The sequence below is a fragment of the Pseudomonas sp. GW821-FHT03C07 genome (assembly GCF_059420925.1).
Genome location: NZ_JBWKUQ010000018.1, coordinates 19,124 through 37,380, shown reverse-complemented (window position 1 = coordinate 37,380; position 18,257 = coordinate 19,124). Strand labels below are relative to the sequence as shown.

Annotated in this window: 18 protein-coding genes and 1 pseudogene; 3 read left to right on the top strand and 16 right to left on the bottom strand. The window is 59.1% G+C overall.

All coding sequences use genetic code 11. The annotated features are described in order from the left end of the window. Positions 1–47 precede the first annotated feature (47 nt). The 9 genes from AC07VG_RS26420 to AC07VG_RS26380 form a co-directional block, all read right to left on the bottom strand. Positions 48–629 carry a DUF5625 family protein gene (locus tag AC07VG_RS26420; protein WP_495022169.1) on the bottom strand — a complete coding sequence of 194 codons (582 nt, stop codon included), beginning with the start codon at positions 627–629 and terminating at the stop codon, positions 48–50. Then, complete coding sequence (locus tag AC07VG_RS26415) at positions 626–1,009, bottom strand: hypothetical protein (RefSeq protein ID WP_495022168.1); 384 nt, start codon at positions 1,007–1,009, stop codon at positions 626–628. The genes AC07VG_RS26420 and AC07VG_RS26415 overlap by 4 nt, the downstream gene beginning before the upstream one ends. A gap of 254 nt (positions 1,010–1,263) precedes the next feature. Further along, positions 1,264–1,677: a hypothetical protein gene (locus AC07VG_RS26410; protein ID WP_495022167.1), complete on the bottom strand. Its 414-nt coding sequence runs from the start codon at positions 1,675–1,677 to the stop codon at positions 1,264–1,266. Between the two features lie 274 nt (positions 1,678–1,951). Next, positions 1,952–2,383: a lysozyme inhibitor LprI family protein gene (locus AC07VG_RS26405; RefSeq protein WP_495022166.1), complete on the bottom strand. Its 432-nt coding sequence runs from the start codon at positions 2,381–2,383 to the stop codon at positions 1,952–1,954. Between the two features lie 196 nt (positions 2,384–2,579). Next, complete coding sequence (locus AC07VG_RS26400) at positions 2,580–4,001, bottom strand: HlyD family type I secretion periplasmic adaptor subunit (RefSeq protein WP_495022165.1); 1,422 nt, start codon at positions 3,999–4,001, stop codon at positions 2,580–2,582. Beyond that, positions 3,988–6,165, bottom strand: coding sequence for a type I secretion system permease/ATPase (locus AC07VG_RS26395; protein WP_495022164.1), 2,178 nt, complete (start codon positions 6,163–6,165; stop codon positions 3,988–3,990). The genes AC07VG_RS26400 and AC07VG_RS26395 overlap by 14 nt, the downstream gene beginning before the upstream one ends. A gap of 511 nt (positions 6,166–6,676) precedes the next feature. Continuing rightward, the gene (locus tag AC07VG_RS26390) at positions 6,677–8,077 is read right to left on the bottom strand and encodes an MATE family efflux transporter (protein ID WP_495022163.1); all 1,401 of its coding nucleotides are present in this window, start codon (positions 8,075–8,077) and stop codon (positions 6,677–6,679) included. A 33-nt stretch (positions 8,078–8,110) separates the two neighbouring features. Beyond that, on the bottom strand, positions 8,111–8,404 hold the full coding sequence (locus AC07VG_RS26385; protein WP_495003570.1) for a hypothetical protein: 294 nt from the start codon (positions 8,402–8,404) through the stop codon (positions 8,111–8,113). A 90-nt stretch (positions 8,405–8,494) separates the two neighbouring features. Next, entirely contained in the window at positions 8,495–8,911 is a 417-nt protein-coding gene (locus AC07VG_RS26380; protein WP_495022162.1) for a response regulator, read from the bottom strand. Between the two features lie 312 nt (positions 8,912–9,223). Here AC07VG_RS26380 and AC07VG_RS26375 point away from each other — a divergent pair, with 312 nt between their 5' ends. Continuing rightward, positions 9,224–10,489 carry a hypothetical protein gene (locus AC07VG_RS26375; protein ID WP_495003572.1) on the top strand — a complete coding sequence of 422 codons (1,266 nt, stop codon included), beginning with the start codon at positions 9,224–9,226 and terminating at the stop codon, positions 10,487–10,489. Between the two features lie 25 nt (positions 10,490–10,514). Here AC07VG_RS26375 and AC07VG_RS26370 read toward each other — a convergent pair whose 3' ends face one another. The 5 genes from AC07VG_RS26370 to AC07VG_RS26350 form a co-directional block, all read right to left on the bottom strand. Beyond that, a complete protein-coding gene (locus AC07VG_RS26370; RefSeq protein WP_495003573.1) occupies positions 10,515–11,075 on the bottom strand; it encodes a DUF4136 domain-containing protein in 561 nt (186 codons plus the stop codon). Between the two features lie 20 nt (positions 11,076–11,095). Then, positions 11,096–11,692 carry a DUF4136 domain-containing protein gene (locus tag AC07VG_RS26365; protein ID WP_495022161.1) on the bottom strand — a complete coding sequence of 199 codons (597 nt, stop codon included), beginning with the start codon at positions 11,690–11,692 and terminating at the stop codon, positions 11,096–11,098. A gap of 14 nt (positions 11,693–11,706) precedes the next feature. Further along, entirely contained in the window at positions 11,707–12,456 is a 750-nt protein-coding gene (locus tag AC07VG_RS26360; RefSeq protein ID WP_495003575.1) for a methyltransferase, read from the bottom strand. After that, positions 12,453–12,758 carry a MazG-like family protein gene (locus AC07VG_RS26355; protein WP_495003576.1) on the bottom strand — a complete coding sequence of 102 codons (306 nt, stop codon included), beginning with the start codon at positions 12,756–12,758 and terminating at the stop codon, positions 12,453–12,455. Before AC07VG_RS26355 ends, AC07VG_RS26360 begins: the two co-directional genes overlap by 4 nt. A gap of 119 nt (positions 12,759–12,877) precedes the next feature. Beyond that, complete coding sequence (locus tag AC07VG_RS26350) at positions 12,878–13,732, bottom strand: MaoC family dehydratase (protein WP_495003577.1); 855 nt, start codon at positions 13,730–13,732, stop codon at positions 12,878–12,880. Between the two features lie 261 nt (positions 13,733–13,993). Between AC07VG_RS26350 and AC07VG_RS26345 the strand changes: the two genes are divergently transcribed. Beyond that, entirely contained in the window at positions 13,994–14,785 is a 792-nt protein-coding gene (locus AC07VG_RS26345; protein WP_495022160.1) for an AraC family transcriptional regulator, read from the top strand. Between the two features lie 103 nt (positions 14,786–14,888). Here AC07VG_RS26345 and AC07VG_RS26340 read toward each other — a convergent pair whose 3' ends face one another. Both AC07VG_RS26340 and AC07VG_RS26335 read right to left on the bottom strand, forming a co-directional pair. After that, positions 14,889–15,617, bottom strand: a complete 729-nt coding sequence (locus AC07VG_RS26340; RefSeq protein WP_495022195.1) for a methyl-accepting chemotaxis protein — start codon at positions 15,615–15,617, stop codon at positions 14,889–14,891. Between the two features lie 129 nt (positions 15,618–15,746). Next, positions 15,747–16,637: pseudogene (locus AC07VG_RS26335) on the bottom strand (cache domain-containing protein); the annotation flags it as partial. A gap of 639 nt (positions 16,638–17,276) precedes the next feature. On the opposite strand from AC07VG_RS26335, the gene AC07VG_RS26330 reads away from it, so the two are divergent. Beyond that, positions 17,277–18,173 (top strand): PA4780 family RIO1-like protein kinase, encoded by an 897-nt coding sequence (locus AC07VG_RS26330; RefSeq protein ID WP_495003579.1) that lies wholly within the window; start codon positions 17,277–17,279, stop codon positions 18,171–18,173. The last annotated feature ends 84 nt before the right edge of the window (positions 18,174–18,257 follow it).

The window sequence follows — 18,257 nt, the reverse complement described above, 5'->3', positions numbered from 1 at the left end:
GTATCAAACATTTAGAAAGTATTATGTTTTAGCCGAAAGAGTTGCTCTCAATGCTTGCCAGGAAGGCCAATTTGAAAATTTATAGGTGTTTCAGAAAGTTCACTAACTGCGGCCAATGGTTCCAAGCGTACTCTGTAGCGTGCGGGCTCTAGCTTGACGCGGTCAATGGCTTTTAAAATGCTAGAATTGTTACCTCCCAAGCTCCACAGTTGATGGAATTTCTTATCGTAGACGAGAACTTCACTTTCACCATCAAGACGGCTGATGGTGAGCCTGAGATCAATGGGGATTCCTGTTCTAATTTCAACAAGTTGGTCGTTCGCATCCTTATAAGTTCCACCATTTTTTGGATCTTTCAATCCGAGTAATGTCGTAATGCGCTGTAATTCTTTTGAGTCGTTTTTTATCAAGAAATTTAGATAAAAAGTGTACGTGTAAGTTTTGGCGCCAGCATCAAGAATGGTGGTGAAAATAATTCCCTTTTCCGCCAGGCTGAATGGGATTGTGATATTTGGAAGTTTTTCTGAAAGAGCACTCAGATCTAATGGGGAGGAGCTTGCATTAAAAGGTGGTAATAAGGCAGCTACCCCTAAAACTATTCGACGAAATCTCAAGGGCCAGATTTTCATTTATTAGCTACCGATTCTTTTTCAATTTTTGACGCCCGGCCTTTTTCAAAGTGCACAGTGAATTTAGTAAGTTCGCCGCCAGGAAATTGCGTGGAAGTTTCAAAAGTAAGCCAGATTTTGCTATTGTCAGGATGAGTCGCTTGTTTGGCTATGACAAGGTTAGGGTCACTGTTCGGAGGCCAAATCGATGAGTCGGCTTCAATTTTAAAATAGTAAGACCCCGCTGCTGTTTTTGCTTCATAAGGTGACATGCCAAGTATGATTTTTTGTTCAAGAATGGCTTTTTGTGCTTCTGCAGGGATTTGCTCACCATAAAGTCGGATTATTTCTTTTGCGTGAGCAAGGCGTTTCTGATCCAGTAAAGGTTGTGCTATCGACATAACTCTGCTCCAGATTGGCAGGCAAATACGTATTGCCATAACGAACGCGAAAAAATAAAAAGAAACGGCTTTTTAATATGCCATCCTAGGAAAAAGGGGGGCAGATTTATTTTCATGGTGCGCCGCTCTAAAAATAATCTGTCCCCTTTCGCTCGCGGGTGAATTGACTGATATTTTAAATAATTTAACGCAATAGACAAGGAAAAGCCAGCCATTCAGTTCACCGCAGCATAAGAGTTAAATAAGAAAACCAATCAGCGAATAGATACCTGCACATTCGCGATACCGCTGCGGTGCTTTGAAAGAGCCTCTAGTGCATCTTTAAAAGCACGTTCAATCAGAGCGCGCTCTGGCTCAAGTAACGTTGGAAGACTGATACTTATAACATCCCAAAAAACATCGCATAATTTTCCTTCCGTATCTGGAGTTACCTTTAGAGTCTCAATTACTTCAGCTCTAACATTCCCATCCCCCTTCCAGCACGCCCCAAAAATTTGATTGGGCCATTCAGGCATACGCCCTTTAATACGCCAAATAAAAACATCAAGTTCGCGATCTATTACCCAGGCATCTGGATGAGCCTTCCACGAATTTTGATATTCAGGGTGCGTTTCCCAGCGAACAGCATTCGCCACATCCGCGCCAATACTTTCATAAACAAATGACATCTCGCCACTCCCCTCACATATGATTTTTTATCACCGAATGCAATTAAAAGCATAAAATTTCATCACAGGCAATGACTAACAAAATTTCACTATGCGTATTATTTTCATGCCCCCCACACACAAAATAAACCGCATTAGTGCAAGGGCAGCTTTATTTTCACAACACATCACTCCAAAACAAACCCTTTCCTTCGAGCGGATTAAAGCTCAGCATCATTACATTAAAAATGTAACTATATTCTAGCCACCATAAGGAGTCTGTCACTTCTCCCTCTTAGTAAATTTTTGGCACTCCATCAGCTGCCTGCAGATAGATGCTCAAGAAGTCAATACGCCTCTCAGTCTCCTCTATGGCGCAGTCATTAGCAAAAGTAGTCACCCACTTGCTGCTCCCTCCCTGTAGCCCTCCTACATAGCTGCAATTTTCATCTCGGTAGGCTTTCCATGCCCGCTGCGCTTTTTCAAGTTGACCTTTGGTTTCGCGAGCGTCCCATTTGCTCGTGACTGGCAATTTCCCCAATGCTTCCTGATAACCTGCATCAAGATCTTTTTCTAAGGATTTCAATTTTTCCGCTTTGCACTGCGCGGTATTCCAAGAGCCATTTTTGCTCTCGCACGGGTCATTATCTGCAATCGCATTCATGCAGCCACCCAGCCCAAACAAAATAAATAACAATGCTTTTTTGTAAACAGTGAACCCAGCCATACTTATCCGCCCCATTTTGATAACTTTACACACTCCAAACGATACAAATTCCAAACACGTAGCTCACATAAACCCTCTGTTTAAAAAAACAAGCTGACTCATGACATACCCTTTGAAATCTCGAAAAATCATCATAAAAAAGCAAAAATAGGACAGTGGGCTCGACCGGCCAACGCAACGCAAATTATTTACCCATTTAACGCTCCCTCAACGCCTCACTCTGATACTTCAACAACGGCGTCAACAGATACTCAATAATCCGCCGTTGCTCGGTCTTGATCTCCACCGAACTCGACATCCCCGGCTCCAACTGAACATCCTTGCCATCCGCCACAATCACATGCGCACCGAGTTGAATTCTTGCCGGATAGATCAGCCCCAACTTGTCGTCCTTGACCGCATCCTGCGAAATCGACATGACCTTGCCCGGGATCGTGCCGTAGTGGGTATACGGAAAGGCATCCAGCTTGATTTCAGCCTCCTGCCCCGGGCGAACAAAGCCGATATCCCGATTGAGAATCTGCGCTTCAATTTCCAGCCCTGCGTCGTCCGGCACAATCACCAACAACGCCTGCGCCGGAGTGACCACCCCACCAATCGTATGCACCGCCAGTTCCTGCACGGTACCGCCCACCGGCGCGGTCAAATGAGTTTGCCACTGCCGTTGCTGAAACTTGGTTTCATCGCCCTGATCCTGCGCCAACTGCTGCTGCGCCTGGTTGAGCGCATCGAGTTGTTCACGGCGAAATTGCGCAATGGCGGTATCAATATCGTCGCGTTGCTCCTGGATCGTGGCCTGCAATTCCTTGGCGTAACTCTGCTGCCCGGCCAGCTCCTGCTCTTGCTGAATGCGCGCCTGCACCTTTTCCAGATAGGCATGGCGCGGCACATAGCTTTGCTGGAGCAAGGTCTGGTAGTCCTCCTCTTCGGCGCGGGTCATCGGCAAGGTTTGCTGCAGGCTGCTGATCTTGTGCTGGGTGGTTTGCAGTTCCTGCACACGCTTCTGCAACTCCGAACGCAAGCTGGTGACTTTGCTACGGTGTTCGTAGAAGGCGCTTTCGGCAAAACGCTGGGTATCCCGCTGCCGATCCTCCGTGGCATCCGGGACCGCTTTGACCATCGGTGCCCGGTTGGCGCTTTGCGCATCCAGCAGGGCTTGGGCGCGGTTGATCGTCAGCATCGCGTCGACCCGCGCCGTCCTCGATTTACTGACGTCCGCCGTGGCCTCGGTCGGGTCCAGCTCGATCAAGGCCTGGCCTTGCGTCACATGCTGGCCGTTGTCGACCAGGATCGCCTTGACGATGCCAGCCTCCAGCGGCTGGATGGTTTTGCTTTTGCCGTTGGGGACGACCTTGCCCTCTGCCACCGCGACGACATCGAGCTTGCCGAGGGTCGACCAGACCAAGGCGATCGCGAACAGCAGCATCAACGCCCACATCAGACCACGCCCTACCGGGGACGCGGGGGTTTCCAGCACTTCCAGCGCCGCCGGCAAGAACTCGACCTCGTCGCGTTGCCGTTGCAGAGGATTGCCCTGGGCTTTTTCAGCGTCGAGGGCGGCGCGAGCGATGTCGCGGTAATGCCGCAGTCGGGGAAACCAGCGATCAAGCAGCGACATGCAGATGCCCCGTCTGATGGCGCCACAACGAGGCATAACGCCCGTCTTGCTGCAGCAGTTCGTCGTGGCTGCCTTCCTCGACGATGGTGCCCTTCTCGACCGTGATAATCCGCTGGGCGATTCTGACCGCGGACAAGCGGTGGGCGATGATGAACACCGTCCGGTCCTTGCAGATCTTGTGCATGTTGCCGTGGATGATGGATTCCGACTCGGCATCCAACGCCGAGGTGGCTTCGTCGAAAATCAGGATTTTCGGATTGGTCACCAGGGCCCGGGCAATGGCAATGCGTTGCCGCTGACCGCCAGACAAACCATTGCCGCGCTCCCCCAGTTCCGTGTCGTAACCTTGCGGCAGCTCCAGGATGAACTCATGGGCACCGGCCAGCTCCGCGGCTTCGACCACCTGGTCAAAGTGCATGCCGGGGGAGGCAAAGGCGATGTTGTCGCGCACCGTGCCTTTGAACAGCATGTTCTCTTGCAGGACCACGCCGATTTGACGCCGCAGTGAAGCGGGATCGAGCACCGACAAATCCATACCGTCGATCAGCACCCGTCCGCGCTCTGGCGAATAGAGGCGCTGGATCAGTTTGGTCAGGGTGCTTTTGCCAGATCCGGAAGGACCAACGATGCCGATGACGCTACCGGCCTCAGCCGTCAACGACAGGCCGCGCAGGATCTCGGGACCATCGGCGCGGTAGCGGAACACCACCCGGTCGAACACCACTTCACCCTTGACCGGCGGCATCGAGGCTTGTCCAGCGGAGACACCGGATTCGGCACGGTTATCGAGGATGTCGCCCAGGCGGGCCATCGACAGCCGCACTTGCTGGAAGTCCTGCCACAGTTGCGCCAGCCGCAGGATCGGGCCACTGACGCGCCCGGACAGCATGTTGAAGGCAATCAGTTCACCGACCGAGAGGTCGCCACCAATCACCAGCCGGGCACCGAACCACAGCAAGGCGGCGGTGGTGAGCTTGCTGATCAGGGAGGCCACCTGATTGGCCGAACTGGACAGATTGGAGGCCTTGAAGGCACTGGATACATAGGCCGCCAGCTGTTCTTCCCAGCGCCGCTGCATCAAGGGTTCGACCGCCATCGACTTGACGGTCTCGATGCCGGTCACCGACTCTACCAGGAACGACTGGTTTTCCGAGCTGCGGCGGAATTTTTCATCGAGCCGGGCCTTGAGTACCGGCGTGACGAGCACCGACAAGGCGATGTAGCACGGCAGCGAGATAAAGACGATCAAGGTCAACAACGGCGAATAGGTCAGCATCACCGCGAAGAACACCAGGGTGAAGAACATATCCATGGCCACCGTCAACGCGTTGCCGGTGAGGAAGTTGCGGATATTCTCCAGTTCACGTACCCGCGCCACACTGTCGCCCACTCGCCGTGCCTGGAAATACGCCAGCGGTAAACCCAGCAAGTGGTTGAATAAACGTGCGCCCAGTTCGACGTCGACCCGGTTGGTCGTATGGCTGAAGACGTAGGTGCGCAAGCCACCCAACAAGGCCTCGAACACGGAAATGGTGATCAGGCCGAACGCCAGCACATCCAAGGTCGACATGGATTTGTGCACCAGCACCTTATCAATCACCACCTGCATGAATAAGGGTGAGACCAGACCAAATAACTGCAGGAAAAACGAACCGGCCAGCACTTCCATGAATTGCTTGCGGTATTTGACAATCGACGGAATGAACCACGACATATCAAACTTTCCACCACCTTGGGCGAGGATGGCGCGCGAAGTCATCAGGATTAAACGACCGGACCAGAGGTGTTCAAATTCGGCCAGGCTGATTTGGAAGGTGCGCTGTTGCACTTCATCGTGCAGCAATACGTTGTCGTTCGCACACTTGGCCACCACCAAAAAGCGGCCATCGCGAAGTTCGGCGATAGCGGGGAGTGGTGTCTGGGCAAGGCGACTGATCTGGCTCGTGGTGGAGCGGGCCTTGAGCCCGACCTGCCGGGCCAGACGCACCAGGGTCAAGGCATCGATAGGCCGGGACAGCCCCGACAGGTGCCTGAGGCGCTCGGCACTGACGGCGACACCCGAGAGTTGGGCGATGACGACGAGTGAGGCAATGCCACTGTCTTCACTTCCTGTGGGTTGTGGCGTTTCGGGCGAAACGCGGCTCCTTGCGTTACGGTCAGACATGTCAACTCAATGGCATTTACGAAAGATAAAAGTACATCGTGCTTATCACAGGCACGACGAACCAACCTTGAGCAGACAAATACATGCAAAAGGTGTTGTAGCTAAAAATTTTGAATTACCAAAAACTTGAACTTAATATCCACTTACAGCAGATATCAAAGAGCCATCAAAGGCTAGCACCTATTACTCTCCAGAAAAAGCATGGTTTTCGCCCACCTACGTGCATTGATGGGCAGGCGCGAGCAACCCTTTCAGTCGAGACGGTTTGTATCAATAAATAAATATTAAGGTACAGGCCTACACTTCGAATGGGCTCTGTTGACTCAACAAGCCACGAATTTCAATGGCTACGGCCATTTTCTCAACTGAATCGCCAGGTAACGGCTATCTTACAATTGGCCCATGATTTTCTATTCCGCACACCCGCAACGCCGTCTCTCAGGCTAGGAATAAGTCCCATTCCCCTCAATGCTGAATTGATAACTTCAACCCTGTTCAGCGTTGGTTCAGCTTAATCGACGGCATTGCCATTGCCTGCTCGTGGCGCTGCTTGCTGCGACGATGCTGACTCAAAGCCGCTGAACCAGCCGTCATTGCGCTGCAGCTTCAAGGCGCAGAGCCCCAGGGTCAGGCTGCGCAAGGCCATGAACAGCAGGAAACTTATCCACAGGCCGTGGTTGCCAAAGCCACTCAGCAGCCAGGCGCAGGGCAGGCTGAGCAGGACGCTGAGCAGCATGCTGTCGCGCATTTCCCGGGCGCGGGTGGCGCCGATAAACAAACCGTCGAGCAGGTAGCTCCAGACCGCGATCAACGGCAACAGGGCCAGGTAAGGCAGGTAGCCGAAGGCGATGTCGCGCACGCTGGGGATGTTGGTCTGCAGGCTGACAAACAGTCGCCCGCCGAGCAGGAACAGCAGTCCGAAGCCGAGGCTCGCCAGCAGCGACCAACCCGCCGCCACCACCAGGGAACGGCGCAAGGTGTCGCGATCGCGCGCGCCGATGGCGTGGCCACAGAGCGCCTCCACGGCATGCGCCAATCCGTCCAGGGCGTGCGCGGTGAGCAGCAGGCCGTTAAGCAGCAGAGCGTTGGCCGCGACGGTGGCGTCGCCCAGGCGCGCGCCCTGGACGGTGATCAGGAAAAACACCGATTGCAGGGCCATGCTGCGAATGAAGATATCGCGGTTCACCGTCAGCAGCGGGCGCCAGTTCCGCCAACGCTGGAGTGCCGCCCAGGCGATGTGCCCGGGGTAGGCGCGCAGGGCCTTGCCGGTCAGGCTCAGGCCGAGCAGGGCGCCGGTCCATTCGGCGATCACCGAGGCGCGGGCCGAACCGACCACGCCCCAGTCCAGTCCGAGGACGAACCACAGGTTCAGGGCAATATTCACCAGGTTGGTGCTCAGCAGGATGGCCAGCGGCGCGCGGGCGTTCTGGGTTCCGAGGAACCAGCCGACCAGAGCATAGCTGGCCAGCGCCGCCGGCAGCCCGAACAGCCGGATGTGGAAGAAGTCCAGGGTCAACTCATGCAATTCGGGCGAAGGTTGCATGAAGGTCAGCGCCAGTTGACTGAACGGCACGGCGATGCTCCCCAGGAACAGCGCCAGCACCAGGCTCAGCAGCAGCCCCTGGACGAGCACCTGGCGCAACGCCGCGCCGTCGCCGCGTCCAGCGGCCTGGGCGGCGAAACCGGTGGAGCCCATACGCAGGAAGCCCATGGCCCAGGCGAGAAAAATATACAGGCTGGCCCCGACCGCCACCGCGCCGAGCTGATGGGCATGGGGCAGGTGACCGATCACGCTGCTGTCGACCAGTGCCACCAAGGGCACGGAAATATTCGACAGGATCATGGGCGCGGCGAGCGCCCAGACCCGGCGGTGAGTCGGGCGGTCGCGCCAGTCAGCGATCAGGGGGGACATGCGGGCTCCTTGCAAGAGCGGGCATTGTAGCGGCTACTGAATGACCCAGCTCAACAACCAGAGCCCGAGTACCAGCCAGAGGATGCCGAGAAAGATCGAGGCGCGCATGAAGGCGCGAACCGCCGAGTAGAGCAGCATCAGGCCGAAGATCAGGATCAGGATGCTGAAGAACGAGGGACTCATGCCCAGGGCGCGGGCGAAGCCGTCGATAAAGTTGCCGCCGGCATGGGTCAGTGCGTGGAAGAAGCCGCTGAGTCCATCGATGATAAAGCGGATCACCGAGCCCAGTGCCTGGCCCAGCCATTCGAAAAAGCTTTCTACCTGCATTAGGTACCCCTGATGAATAAGTCGACTGACGCGCCGCACTCGCAGGGAGCAGGTTTTACAGACCTCCTCGGAGGTTGTCCAGACAGCGTATCAGGAGGGGTTGACCAGATGCATTCTGGGTTGTGGAAACAGGTTGTTGAGGGTTTCCAGCAGGCGCACGTGGTAGATGGGTTTACGGAACAGATCCAGGACCTGCAGCCGCAGCATATCGCTGACATCATCCGTGTCGGTATGGTTGGTGGTCACGATCACCGGTAGGTGCTGGCGCGAGGTGTGTTCACGCAGGCGCTTGATCAACGACATGCCGCTTTCTTCCGGCATACGCAGGTCGGTGATCACCAGGGCGATATCCGGGTGATGCGTCAGGTGCGAGAGCGCGAGCTCGACGGAGATGGCGGTGAAGCAGCAAAAGCCTTCTCCCTCCAGCAATTCGGCCAGTTCCAGCAGTGCGTCCTCTTCGTCGTCCACTAGAAGGAGCTGCTGGCGTGGGGCGGAAGAGGCGTTCATGGGACCATTCCTGTCACTGAGTTCGCTTCCTAGTGTAGCGCCTCTTTACCCGGATGAGGTCGGACGGCGACCAGGTGTCGGCGGCACGGACCCTGGGGGCACAGCGCACGAACCAGGTTGATAGAGCAAGACTATGCATCGGCTAAAAAACGCCCTTTCCCGGCGAATGATCCTATGATGAAAGCAATGTGCAGTTGTCAGGGTAGACGTTGTCATGAACCCCAGCCCCCCTAAGAAACCAAAGATTGTCGCCGCCATAGAGTTTGACCTTGTGTGCGTGATGGTGCTCACCGTGATCTCGAGTCTGCAACTTTGAGCGCGGGAGACAAACTGTTCGGGCTCCTGCTGGGGCGGGGCAGTGAGTCGGCGCCCGAGTCCGTGCGCAATCTGTCCGCCCCGGCGTTCGGCTTGCAGATCCGGCTCGACGACGAAGGCCGGGTATTGAGTGTCGACGGTCCCTTGCGCCATGACCTGGCGCCGCAGGATGCGGCGGGAGGGTTACGCGACCTGCTGCTGCTCTCCAGTCGCCTGTGTGTCGAGGGCGTGCCGGCGGATTGGCTCGGGCAGAGCCTGGACCTGGACTTCATCGGGCCGGCCGGGCAAGTCCTGCATACCCGCGCCTGGGTCCAGCCCGGCAGCGTGGGCTGGTGGCTGCAGGCTGTGGATATCGGTGACCTGCTGGAACACAATCTGCGCTCATCGCTACGTGAGCAGTTGCAGTATTTCGCCGGGCAGATGAGCGAACAATTGCGTATGTGCAGCCTGGCGCGCTTGCCCCAGGTGCTGAACGAGCAGTTGCAGGGGCTGTCCCGACACTGGCGGATTCCCTGTGTCGCCCTGGCGCTGCTGGACGAACATCAGCAGCAGTGGATGGTGTACAGCGAGTATCGGGCCCATGACGCCCCGGCCCTGTGGCGGACCGGTCAAGTCCTGGGTCGTGGCCTGGACAGCCTCAACGGCATGGTGCCGCTGTACTTTAGCGCGCAACAAGGCCTCAGTGAGCATATGCGCCTGCAAGGGGTGATGGGCGATGCCGATGGCTTGCTTATTCCTTTTTGCGATGACCATGGGGTGGCGGCCTGGTTGCTCGGCGGTTTTTACCCGGTGCAACAAACGGCGGCGCGATTGGAGGACCGTGACTGGCTGCAACTGGCGGCGGCTTTGGCCGCGCCGTTGTTGGCCCGCCTGCGGCAGCAATCGCACCATCATCAACTGGAGCGCCTGGAGGTGTTGCAAGGTTTGCTGGGCACCGGTTGGTGGGAATGGACCCCAGCCATTGATCAGTTGCAACTGGCTCCGCAATTGGCCCGGGGGCTGGGGGTGGAGGCGTCGTATGGGATGTTGTCGCTGGAGGGTTGGCTGAGGCTGTTCCATGCCACCGATCGCCAGGAACTTTCCAGCCGCATGCACGACTTGCAGCAGGGCAAGGCGCTGCTGCAAGTCGTGCGACGCCATGCGGAGGATGCCCTCCAGATCCCCCAGTGGTATCGCCTTCAGGGACAAGTGCTGGGTGTCGGTGACAGCCTGCGGATGATTGGCTTCATGCTTGATATCAGTGATGCCAAGCGTCAGAAGTAGCTCGCCACGGCCGCTGTCGGTGCGACTACTTCGGCGGATATGCGCTCATCAACTTGGCCAGCGCCTGATTGATCGCCGCGCTACGCTCGGCGGGTGTCGAACCGTCGTTGAGCCTCTGCTCGGCACTGCCGCGCCAGACCAGCTTGCCGTCCTTGCCATCGAGCAGGTCGACCTGGATGGTCGTGGCCTGGTAATCGACGTTGCGGGTTTCCGTGTACCCAGGGCCGCCCCAGAAACCACCGTGCCAAGGGCCACCCCAACCGCCGCCGTAGCTGGTGCTGACCTGCTGCTGGCGGTTGTCGACGATCAAGTACGCCTGGACCTTCACATCGGCCTTGCCGCCGGCCATGGCCGGGCGCAAGCCATGCTGGTCCAACTGCTCGGCGACCGCCTGGCGAATACGCTGCTCGGTCAAGTCGCTCTTGATCCGCGGATCATCTGGTCGGTACTGCAACGCGGGTTCTTTCCAGCTCCAGCTGCGGTAGGCGGCGAAATCGCGGCTGGCGTCGAAGTCATGGCTGACCTGGGTGGTTTCGCAAGCGCTGAGCAGCACGGCAAAAACCACTAAAGCAAGACGGCGGAACATGATTTTTCTCCGAGACGGGTCTAGCGGGGTGGATAACTGGCCAGGGCCTTGCTCACGGCTTCGCGCAAGGCATCCGCGCGTTCGAGCTGATTGCCCTGGGTGCCGGTCTCGGCGCTGGCGCTCCAGACCGGTTGGCCGGAGCCCGCGTCGAACAGGCTGATGCGCACCACCAGCACTTGCACCTCATAGGTGCGCATGATCGGGGCGCTGGGGTACATGCCATAGCGGTAGCCGTAGGGGCCGCCGGCGTAACCGTAGTCTTCCTGGACCTGGCGCAGACGTTTCTCCACCTGCAGGTCGGCGCTGACCCGCAGGTCCGGCGGCGCCGTGTCGCGGCGTGGCCGCAGGCCCTGCTGTTCGAGGGCATTGCCCACCACTTCGGCCAACTGCGCCGGATCGGCCCAGGGGCTGCCCGCGGGCAGCCGGTCATTGCTCCAGGCCCAGCTGCGGTAGCGTGCGTAGTCCCGTGGCGGCGCCGGGTAGCTGCTCAGGTCCGGGGCATGGGCGACCGGCGCCGGAGCGGGCGGCAGGGGCATGGAGCTGGCGGTGTAGGGGTTGTCGCTCTGGCAGGCAGTCAGACCCAGGCACAGCGCGAGCAGGCAAAAACGGCGACTCATTGCATCCTCCCTATTCAGACCGGACGGCAGATCCAGTGCAGGTAACGTCCCAGTCCGGCAAAACCGGGATGGCGGCGGTGGGCCAGCTCCATTTCCAGCAGGTCCGCCAGGGCGGCGCGGGCCTGGAATTCAACCGGCATGTAATCGTGGAAAACCCGCACACCACTCTGGGTTTCGACCTGCCACAGACCTTCAAGTTGCGCCGCCAACTCCCGTGGATCAAGCGGTTGTTGCGGGGTCAGACTGTGCTTTTCGCCGGCCATGTCGTTCTTGCGCATCTTGCGGAAATGGCCCTTGAGCAAGTTGCGGTAGATCAGCGCATCACGGTTGTAGAAGGCCAGGGACAGCCAGCCATCCGGTTTGCACAGCTGGTGCAGCACCGGCAGGATCGCATGGGGTTCGGCCAGCCATTCGAGCACCGCGTGGCAGAGCACCAGGTCATAAGGTTCGGTGAGCTGGCCGAGCAGGTCCTGCCACGGCGCCTGGATAAAGGTCGCGGTTTGTCCGGCCTCGGCAAAGCGCTGGCGTGCACCCGCGAGCATCGGTTCGGCGGGTTCGGCGAGGGTCACCTGATGACCGCGCTCGGCCAGCCACAAGGACATATGACCCAGACCCGCACCGATATCCAGCACCCGCAACGGGCGCTGCGGCAAGCTCTCGGTCAGGTCGGCCTGGAGCACGGCGAGGCGGATCGCGCCCTTGGCCCCACCGTAGATTTTCTCGGCGAAACGGGTTGCCAGCTGGTCGAAATGACGGTCGCTCATTGGGCGAAGCGCCGTTCGCTGTCGGCCAGCTTGGCGCGGACCACCTCGTTCATGTCCAGCCCCAGTTCACTGCACAGCAGCAGCAGGTAGAGGACAATATCGCCGACTTCCTGCCCGGCATGGGCGAGTTTTTCCGGCGGTAACTGGCGCGATTGATCCTCGCTGAGCCACTGGAAAATCTCCACCAGCTCGGCCATCTCCACGCTGGCGGCCATGGCCAGGTTTTTCGGGCTGTGGAAAGTTTTCCAGGCGTTGCGATCGCGGATGCCGTGCAGGCGTTGGGTCAGTTCATCGAGGTTCATGCGGGTGTTCTCCTTCAAGGCGTCTAGCTTCCGGTGGATGAGAACGGGAAGCAAGGGCCTTGCTGTAGGGATAACACCTGGAGCCGATGAAATATTCGTCAGGGCGGGTAGGTGCAGTGTCAGGCAATCGGCTGCCAGCGACCGCTCAGATGCTCCAGCCCCTTGGCCCCGGACAATTTGAACGCGCCGTTCGAACCGGGTGCGCTGGCCCACAGGCCGACTTCGCCGGGCAGGCGCACCGGCCTTCTGAACGCCACCTCGATCTCGATATTGGCGCTCGGCAGGTGCTCGTGCAGGGCCGCGAGGATACGGGCCTTGTTCCACAAACCATGGGCGATGGGCCGGGGGAAACCGAACAGGCGGGCGCTCAGGGCCGTCAGGTGGATCGGGTTGTAGTCACCGGAAACCCTGGCGTACCGCCGGCCGATATCGACCGGAACCTGCCAGTGCGACAGCTCGGTCAAGGGCAGGGGCGAGGCCTTTTTTTTCTTCGCCGGCTTGGTGTCCAGGTTAACGCCCCGGCAGAGTATCCGGCTTTCGGCTTCCCAGAGCGGCCCGAGGGCATCATCGATCTCGGTGAGCAGATCAAAGGTCGCGCCCTGGACATGGGGCTGCAGGTTGCGTACCTGCACGCCGACCCGCAGATTGCTCATGCCGCCCAGGGGCCGTAACAGGCGGATACGGTTGTTCAGGTGAACCAGGCCCGGCAGTGGAAAGGGAAACTCCTTGGCCGTCAGCAATTGCAGTTGCAGGGGCAAGGCCAGCACATGGGGATAGGTCGCCGGCATCGGGCTGCCCACGGCAAAGCCGCAGACCCGGCGATAGGCAGCCAGGCGCCGTTCATCGACGGTCACCCAACTGCGTAGCCCCAGGTCTGGCAGGTGTTGGCCGGCGATAATGCGTCGTGTCGCGGCACGCAAGTAAAGCGCGGGCAAGCTAGGCGCGGCGGTCAGGTATTGCCAGTTTACGGGCATGCGCGGGCTTTCCATGAGCGGTCGCTATAATTTGTAGGGATTATCTTTATTTATCGTGGGCAATATCTTTCCCATCATAGGACGGATTCGTTGCCTTGTATTGCTCTGATCCCAGGCGTGAATGCAAGGGCCTGCCATCGCAGTGTTGCGCACCAACGGCTTGCCTGGTGTCGGCAGCGCTGGTCCTGTCGGCATTGTCAGAAGTGCCCGCTTGGCCTAAGGTCGCAGCCTGAACGCCGTCTTGCGACATAAGGTCTATTCATGCCGACTAACGGACAACGTGGTCCCCAACGCCAGATTCCGACCCTGTCGTCCCTGCCGCGGCCGCTGTACGCCCGGGCCGAGAGCCTGAGCGCCGGCTCGTGGACGCCGCGTCATCGGCATGACTGGGTGCAGTTTTCCTATGCCATCAGCGGGGTGCTGGGTGTGCACACCGCCGAAGGCAGCTTCTTCGCACCGCCGCAATGGGGCGTGTGGATTCCGGCCGGGCTGGAGCATGAGGTGGTCACCTCGATGCGCGCGGAAATGCGCAGTCTGTACGTGCGTCGCGAGGATTGCCGGTGGGCGCCGGCGCGGTGCCGGGTGCTGGAGGTGACGCCGCTGGCTCGGGAACTGATCAAGAGTTTCTGCCGGTTGCCGGTCGATTATCCCGAGGACGGTGGCAGCGAAGGGCGCTTGGTGCAGGTGTTGCTGGATCAGTTGGCGGGGTTGCCGGAGGTGGGGTTTTCGCTACCGCTGCCGCGTCACTCGCGGCTGCTCGACTTGTGCAATGAGCTGATTGAAAACCCCGAATTGGCGGTGACCCTGGGGCAGTGGGCCGAGCGCCTGGGCATGTCGGAAAAAACCTTGATGCGCTTGTTTCAGCGTGAGACCGGCCTGAGTTTTCGTGGCTGGCGTCAGCGCGCCCGATTGCTGTCGTCGCTGCGGACGTTGGAGGCGGGTGACAGCGTGACCCGGGCCGCGCTGTCCTGTGGTTATGACTCGACGTCGGCCTTTATCGCCGCGTTCAAGGGCTTGTTCGGTTATACGCCGGGGGAACTGTTCCGCCACTGAGTGCCGAAACACCGCCGCACCAATGTGGGAGCGGAGCTTGCCCGCGAAGAGGCCCTTGAGGGCGCTAAAAGCTTCGCGGGCAAGCACCGCTCCGACGTGTGTCTCAGGTCCGGAACCGCTTGACCAACGCATCCAGTTCGCTGGACAGCCCCGCCAGGCCCTGGGAGTCGAGCCGCGCCGAGTTCGCCAGTTCCGCCACCAACTGCGCATCGCCATGGATCTGGCTGATATGTCGGTTGATGTCTTCGGCGACGTGGTGCTGTTCTTCCGCCGCGGTGGCGATCTGGGTGTTCATGTCGCGGATCACGTCCACCGACTCGCGGATCTGCCCGAAACTGGTGCGTGCCAGGCCGATACGGTTCACCGATTCCTGCGACACCTCAAGGCTGGCATGCATCTGTTGCGCGACCTGGCTGGTGCGTTTGGCCAGATTACCGAGCAGACCGTCGATTTCCGCCGTGGAGTCGGCGGTACGCTTGGCCAGGGCTCGCACCTCGTCGGCGACCACCGCAAAACCACGGCCTTGTTCTCCGGCCCGGGCCGCTTCGATGGCGGCGTTGAGCGCCAGCAGGTTGGTTTGTTCGGCAATCGAGCGAATGGTGCCGAGAATCGACTGGATATTGTTGCTGTCGGTCTCCAGTTGCTGCATCGACTGGGCCGACTGCGAGATTTCATGGCTCAACTGGTCGACGCTGGTGACCGCCGCATCGATCTGCTGCTGGCCTTCGCGGGCCTGGCGCTGGCCGCTGTCGGCCGATTCGGCGGCCTGGCTGCAGGAACGGGCGACTTCGTTGGCGGTGGCGACCATCTCGTGGAACGCCGTCGACACCATGTCCACTGCCTCGCGTTGGCGTCCGGCGGCGTCGGCCATGTCCCCGGAGACCCGGGTGGAGTTACGCGACGAATCGAGAATTTTGTTGGCCGACTGGCCAATGTGCTGAATCAGGCTGCGGATCGCGCCGAGGAACTGGTTGAACCAGTTGGCCAGCTGCGCGGTTTCGTCGCTGCCACGGATCTGCAGGTTCTGGGTCAGGTCGCCTTCGCCCTGGGCGATGCCTTCCAGGCCGCTGGCCACGCTGCGGATTGGCCGGACGATGAGGCTGGCGAAGCTGGCGCCGACAATGGCGAAGATCACCGCGAGCACGGCGGCGATAATTGCCACCAGCCAGGTCAGCTGGTTGGCCGAGGCCATCACTTCGCTCTGCTTGATCAGGCCGATAAAGGTCCAGCCCAGTTGCTCGGACGGCCAGACGTTGGCCATGTAGTGCTCGCCGTTGATATCGACTTCCACCAGGCCTTTGCCGGCCTTGGCCAGGTCCGCGTAACCGCCACCGAGACTGCCCAGGGCCTTGAAGTTGTGCTCCGGCTGCTTGGGGTCCACCAGCAGGTTGCCGCTGCTCTCCATCAGCATCAGGTAGCCGCTTTCACCGAGTTTGATCTGCTTGACGATCTCGGTGAGCTGCTTGAGGGTCACGTCGACACCGACGACGCCTCCCTGGGGCCCCAGCTTGTTGTCCACGGTGCGCACGGTACCGATCATGACGGCGTCGTCGGCAGCCCAGTAGTAGGCGGAGGTCCGCAGGGTCTTGCCGGGGTTGGCTAGCGCGGTCTTGTACCAGGGACGGACACGTGGGTCGTAGTTGGCCAGTTTCGGGTCGGCTGGGGTGGAAACGTAGCCACCGTTACCAACGCCGTAGGACACGTAGGAATAGGCCGGATGGGCCAGTCGCATGCCCTCAAGCAGGTCGTAGATCTGTTTGTCCTGCTCGTTAAGGGCCGTTTGCCCGGCATCGGCGCTCATGTAGCTCTTGAGCACGCCATCGGAATTTTTTATCAGTGGATGGTTCGTCATGTATTCAACGTTCTGACTGACGCCGTCGAAGAACAGCTGCATGGCGTTGCTGACCTGACGGATTTCCCGGCCACTGCCGTCGACAAAGTTGCTGCGGGCTTCGCTGCGCAGGTTCAGTACCACCAGGGTGGCAACCAGGACCACCGGTAAGCAGGCGACGATTGCAAACGCCCAGGTCAGTTTCTGCTTGATGTTCATCCGCGCTCCAGATTTTTCTTGTAGACCCCAGACGTGCTGATCACGTGGGGGCGGTATAGGGCAGCTGTGAAAGTGATGGTTGTGCTGAAAATCCGTTTCGCTGGCGGCGTGCTGATTGTCCGACAAAAACGCCTTTGTCTTAAAGCGCTTCGGCTGGCGCGGAAAAAAGTTGAGGTATAGGGTGGATATTCTGATTTTTTCTGAGCATCAGGCTGTCGACCGTGCTCGGAAACCACAAGGTGCTGCCTGAGCCATAGCCTGATAATCGTCGGCTATTCTCTGGCGTTGCGGCGTTCACTTGGCCGATTCGTCGGAATAATCTGGCACATTGAGTGCATTGGAGAGTATTCGAGGTCGGCATCCTCTCCCCGCTGTGAGAGGATTGCCGTATAACGAGTGACATTCGCGTGTTTGGCAATAAAGGACCCACAATAAAAGCTGATGAAGACTCCAAAACGCATTGAACCCCTGATCGAGGACGGTCTGGTCGACGAGGTGCTGCGCCCACTCATGAGTGGTAAAGAGGCAGCGGTTTATGTGGTGCGCTGTGGCAATGAGCTACGTTGTGCCAAGGTCTACAAGGAGGCGAATAAACGAAGTTTTCGTCAGGCGGCCGAGTATCAGGAAGGCCGCAAGGTGCGCAACAGCCGGCAGGCCCGGGCCATGGCCAAGGGCTCCAAGTTCGGCCGCAAGGAGACCGAGGACGCCTGGCAGAACGCGGAGGTGGCGGCGTTGTTCCGTCTGGCCGGTGCCGGCGTACGGGTGCCCAAGCCGTTCGACTTCCTGGAAGGCGTGCTATTGATGGAGTTGGTGGCGGATGAGTACGGCGATGCCGCGCCACGCCTCAACGACGTGGTGCTGGAACCGGATCAGGCGCGCGAGTATCACGCGTTCCTGATTTCCCAGATCGTGCTGATGTTGTGTACCGGTCTGGTGCATGGTGACCTGTCGGAGTTCAACGTGTTGTTGACGCCGCAGGGACCGGTGATCATCGACCTGCCCCAGGCGGTGGATGCGGCGGGCAACAACCATGCCTTCAGCATGCTGGAGCGCGACGTCGGCAACATGGCGTCGTACTTCGGGCGTTTTGCTCCGGAGCTCAGGGACACCCGCTATGCCAAGGAAATGTGGGCGTTGTTCGAAGCCGGCACCTTGCATCCGGGCAGTGTGCTGACGGGTGAGTTCGACGATCCGGAAGAACTCGCCGATGTCGGCAGCGTGATGCGCGAGATCGAAGCGGCGCGCTTCGAGGAGGAGCGCCGGCAGGCGATCCGCGCGGCGGATGACAAGCCGCCGAGCAAGGCCGAAGAGCCGCCTCCGCCGTGGATGCAGCAGTGATCGAGTAAAAACTGTGGGAGCGGGGGGGGGGGGGGGGGGGGGGGGGGGGGGGGGGGGGGGGGGGGGTGGGGGGGGGGGGGGGTG

What these genes read in the sequence shown, in the direction of transcription:
- AC07VG_RS26420 (WP_495022169.1), bottom strand. Translation starts at nt 629, where the DNA reads ATGAAAATCTGGCCCTTGAGATTTCGTCGAATAGTTTTAGGGGTAGCT.
- AC07VG_RS26415 (WP_495022168.1), bottom strand. Translation starts at nt 1,009, where the DNA reads ATGTCGATAGCACAACCTTTACTGGATCAGAAACGCCTTGCTCACGCA.
- AC07VG_RS26410 (WP_495022167.1), bottom strand. Translation starts at nt 1,677, where the DNA reads ATGTCATTTGTTTATGAAAGTATTGGCGCGGATGTGGCGAATGCTGTT.
- AC07VG_RS26405 (WP_495022166.1), bottom strand. Translation starts at nt 2,383, where the DNA reads ATGGCTGGGTTCACTGTTTACAAAAAAGCATTGTTATTTATTTTGTTT.
- AC07VG_RS26400 (WP_495022165.1), bottom strand. Translation starts at nt 4,001, where the DNA reads ATGTCGCTGCTTGATCGCTGGTTTCCCCGACTGCGGCATTACCGCGAC.
- AC07VG_RS26395 (WP_495022164.1), bottom strand. Translation starts at nt 6,165, where the DNA reads ATGTCTGACCGTAACGCAAGGAGCCGCGTTTCGCCCGAAACGCCACAA.
- AC07VG_RS26390 (WP_495022163.1), bottom strand. Translation starts at nt 8,077, where the DNA reads ATGTCCCCCCTGATCGCTGACTGGCGCGACCGCCCGACTCACCGCCGG.
- AC07VG_RS26385 (WP_495003570.1), bottom strand. Translation starts at nt 8,404, where the DNA reads ATGCAGGTAGAAAGCTTTTTCGAATGGCTGGGCCAGGCACTGGGCTCG.
- AC07VG_RS26380 (WP_495022162.1), bottom strand. Translation starts at nt 8,911, where the DNA reads ATGAACGCCTCTTCCGCCCCACGCCAGCAGCTCCTTCTAGTGGACGAC.
- AC07VG_RS26370 (WP_495003573.1), bottom strand. Translation starts at nt 11,075, where the DNA reads ATGTTCCGCCGTCTTGCTTTAGTGGTTTTTGCCGTGCTGCTCAGCGCT.
- AC07VG_RS26365 (WP_495022161.1), bottom strand. Translation starts at nt 11,692, where the DNA reads ATGAGTCGCCGTTTTTGCCTGCTCGCGCTGTGCCTGGGTCTGACTGCC.
- AC07VG_RS26360 (WP_495003575.1), bottom strand. Translation starts at nt 12,456, where the DNA reads ATGAGCGACCGTCATTTCGACCAGCTGGCAACCCGTTTCGCCGAGAAA.
- AC07VG_RS26355 (WP_495003576.1), bottom strand. Translation starts at nt 12,758, where the DNA reads ATGAACCTCGATGAACTGACCCAACGCCTGCACGGCATCCGCGATCGC.
- AC07VG_RS26350 (WP_495003577.1), bottom strand. Translation starts at nt 13,732, where the DNA reads ATGCCCGTAAACTGGCAATACCTGACCGCCGCGCCTAGCTTGCCCGCG.
- AC07VG_RS26345 (WP_495022160.1), top strand. Translation starts at nt 13,994, where the DNA reads ATGCCGACTAACGGACAACGTGGTCCCCAACGCCAGATTCCGACCCTG.
- AC07VG_RS26340 (WP_495022195.1), bottom strand. Translation starts at nt 15,617, where the DNA reads ATGGTGTCGACGGCGTTCCACGAGATGGTCGCCACCGCCAACGAAGTC.
- AC07VG_RS26330 (WP_495003579.1), top strand. Translation starts at nt 17,277, where the DNA reads ATGAAGACTCCAAAACGCATTGAACCCCTGATCGAGGACGGTCTGGTC.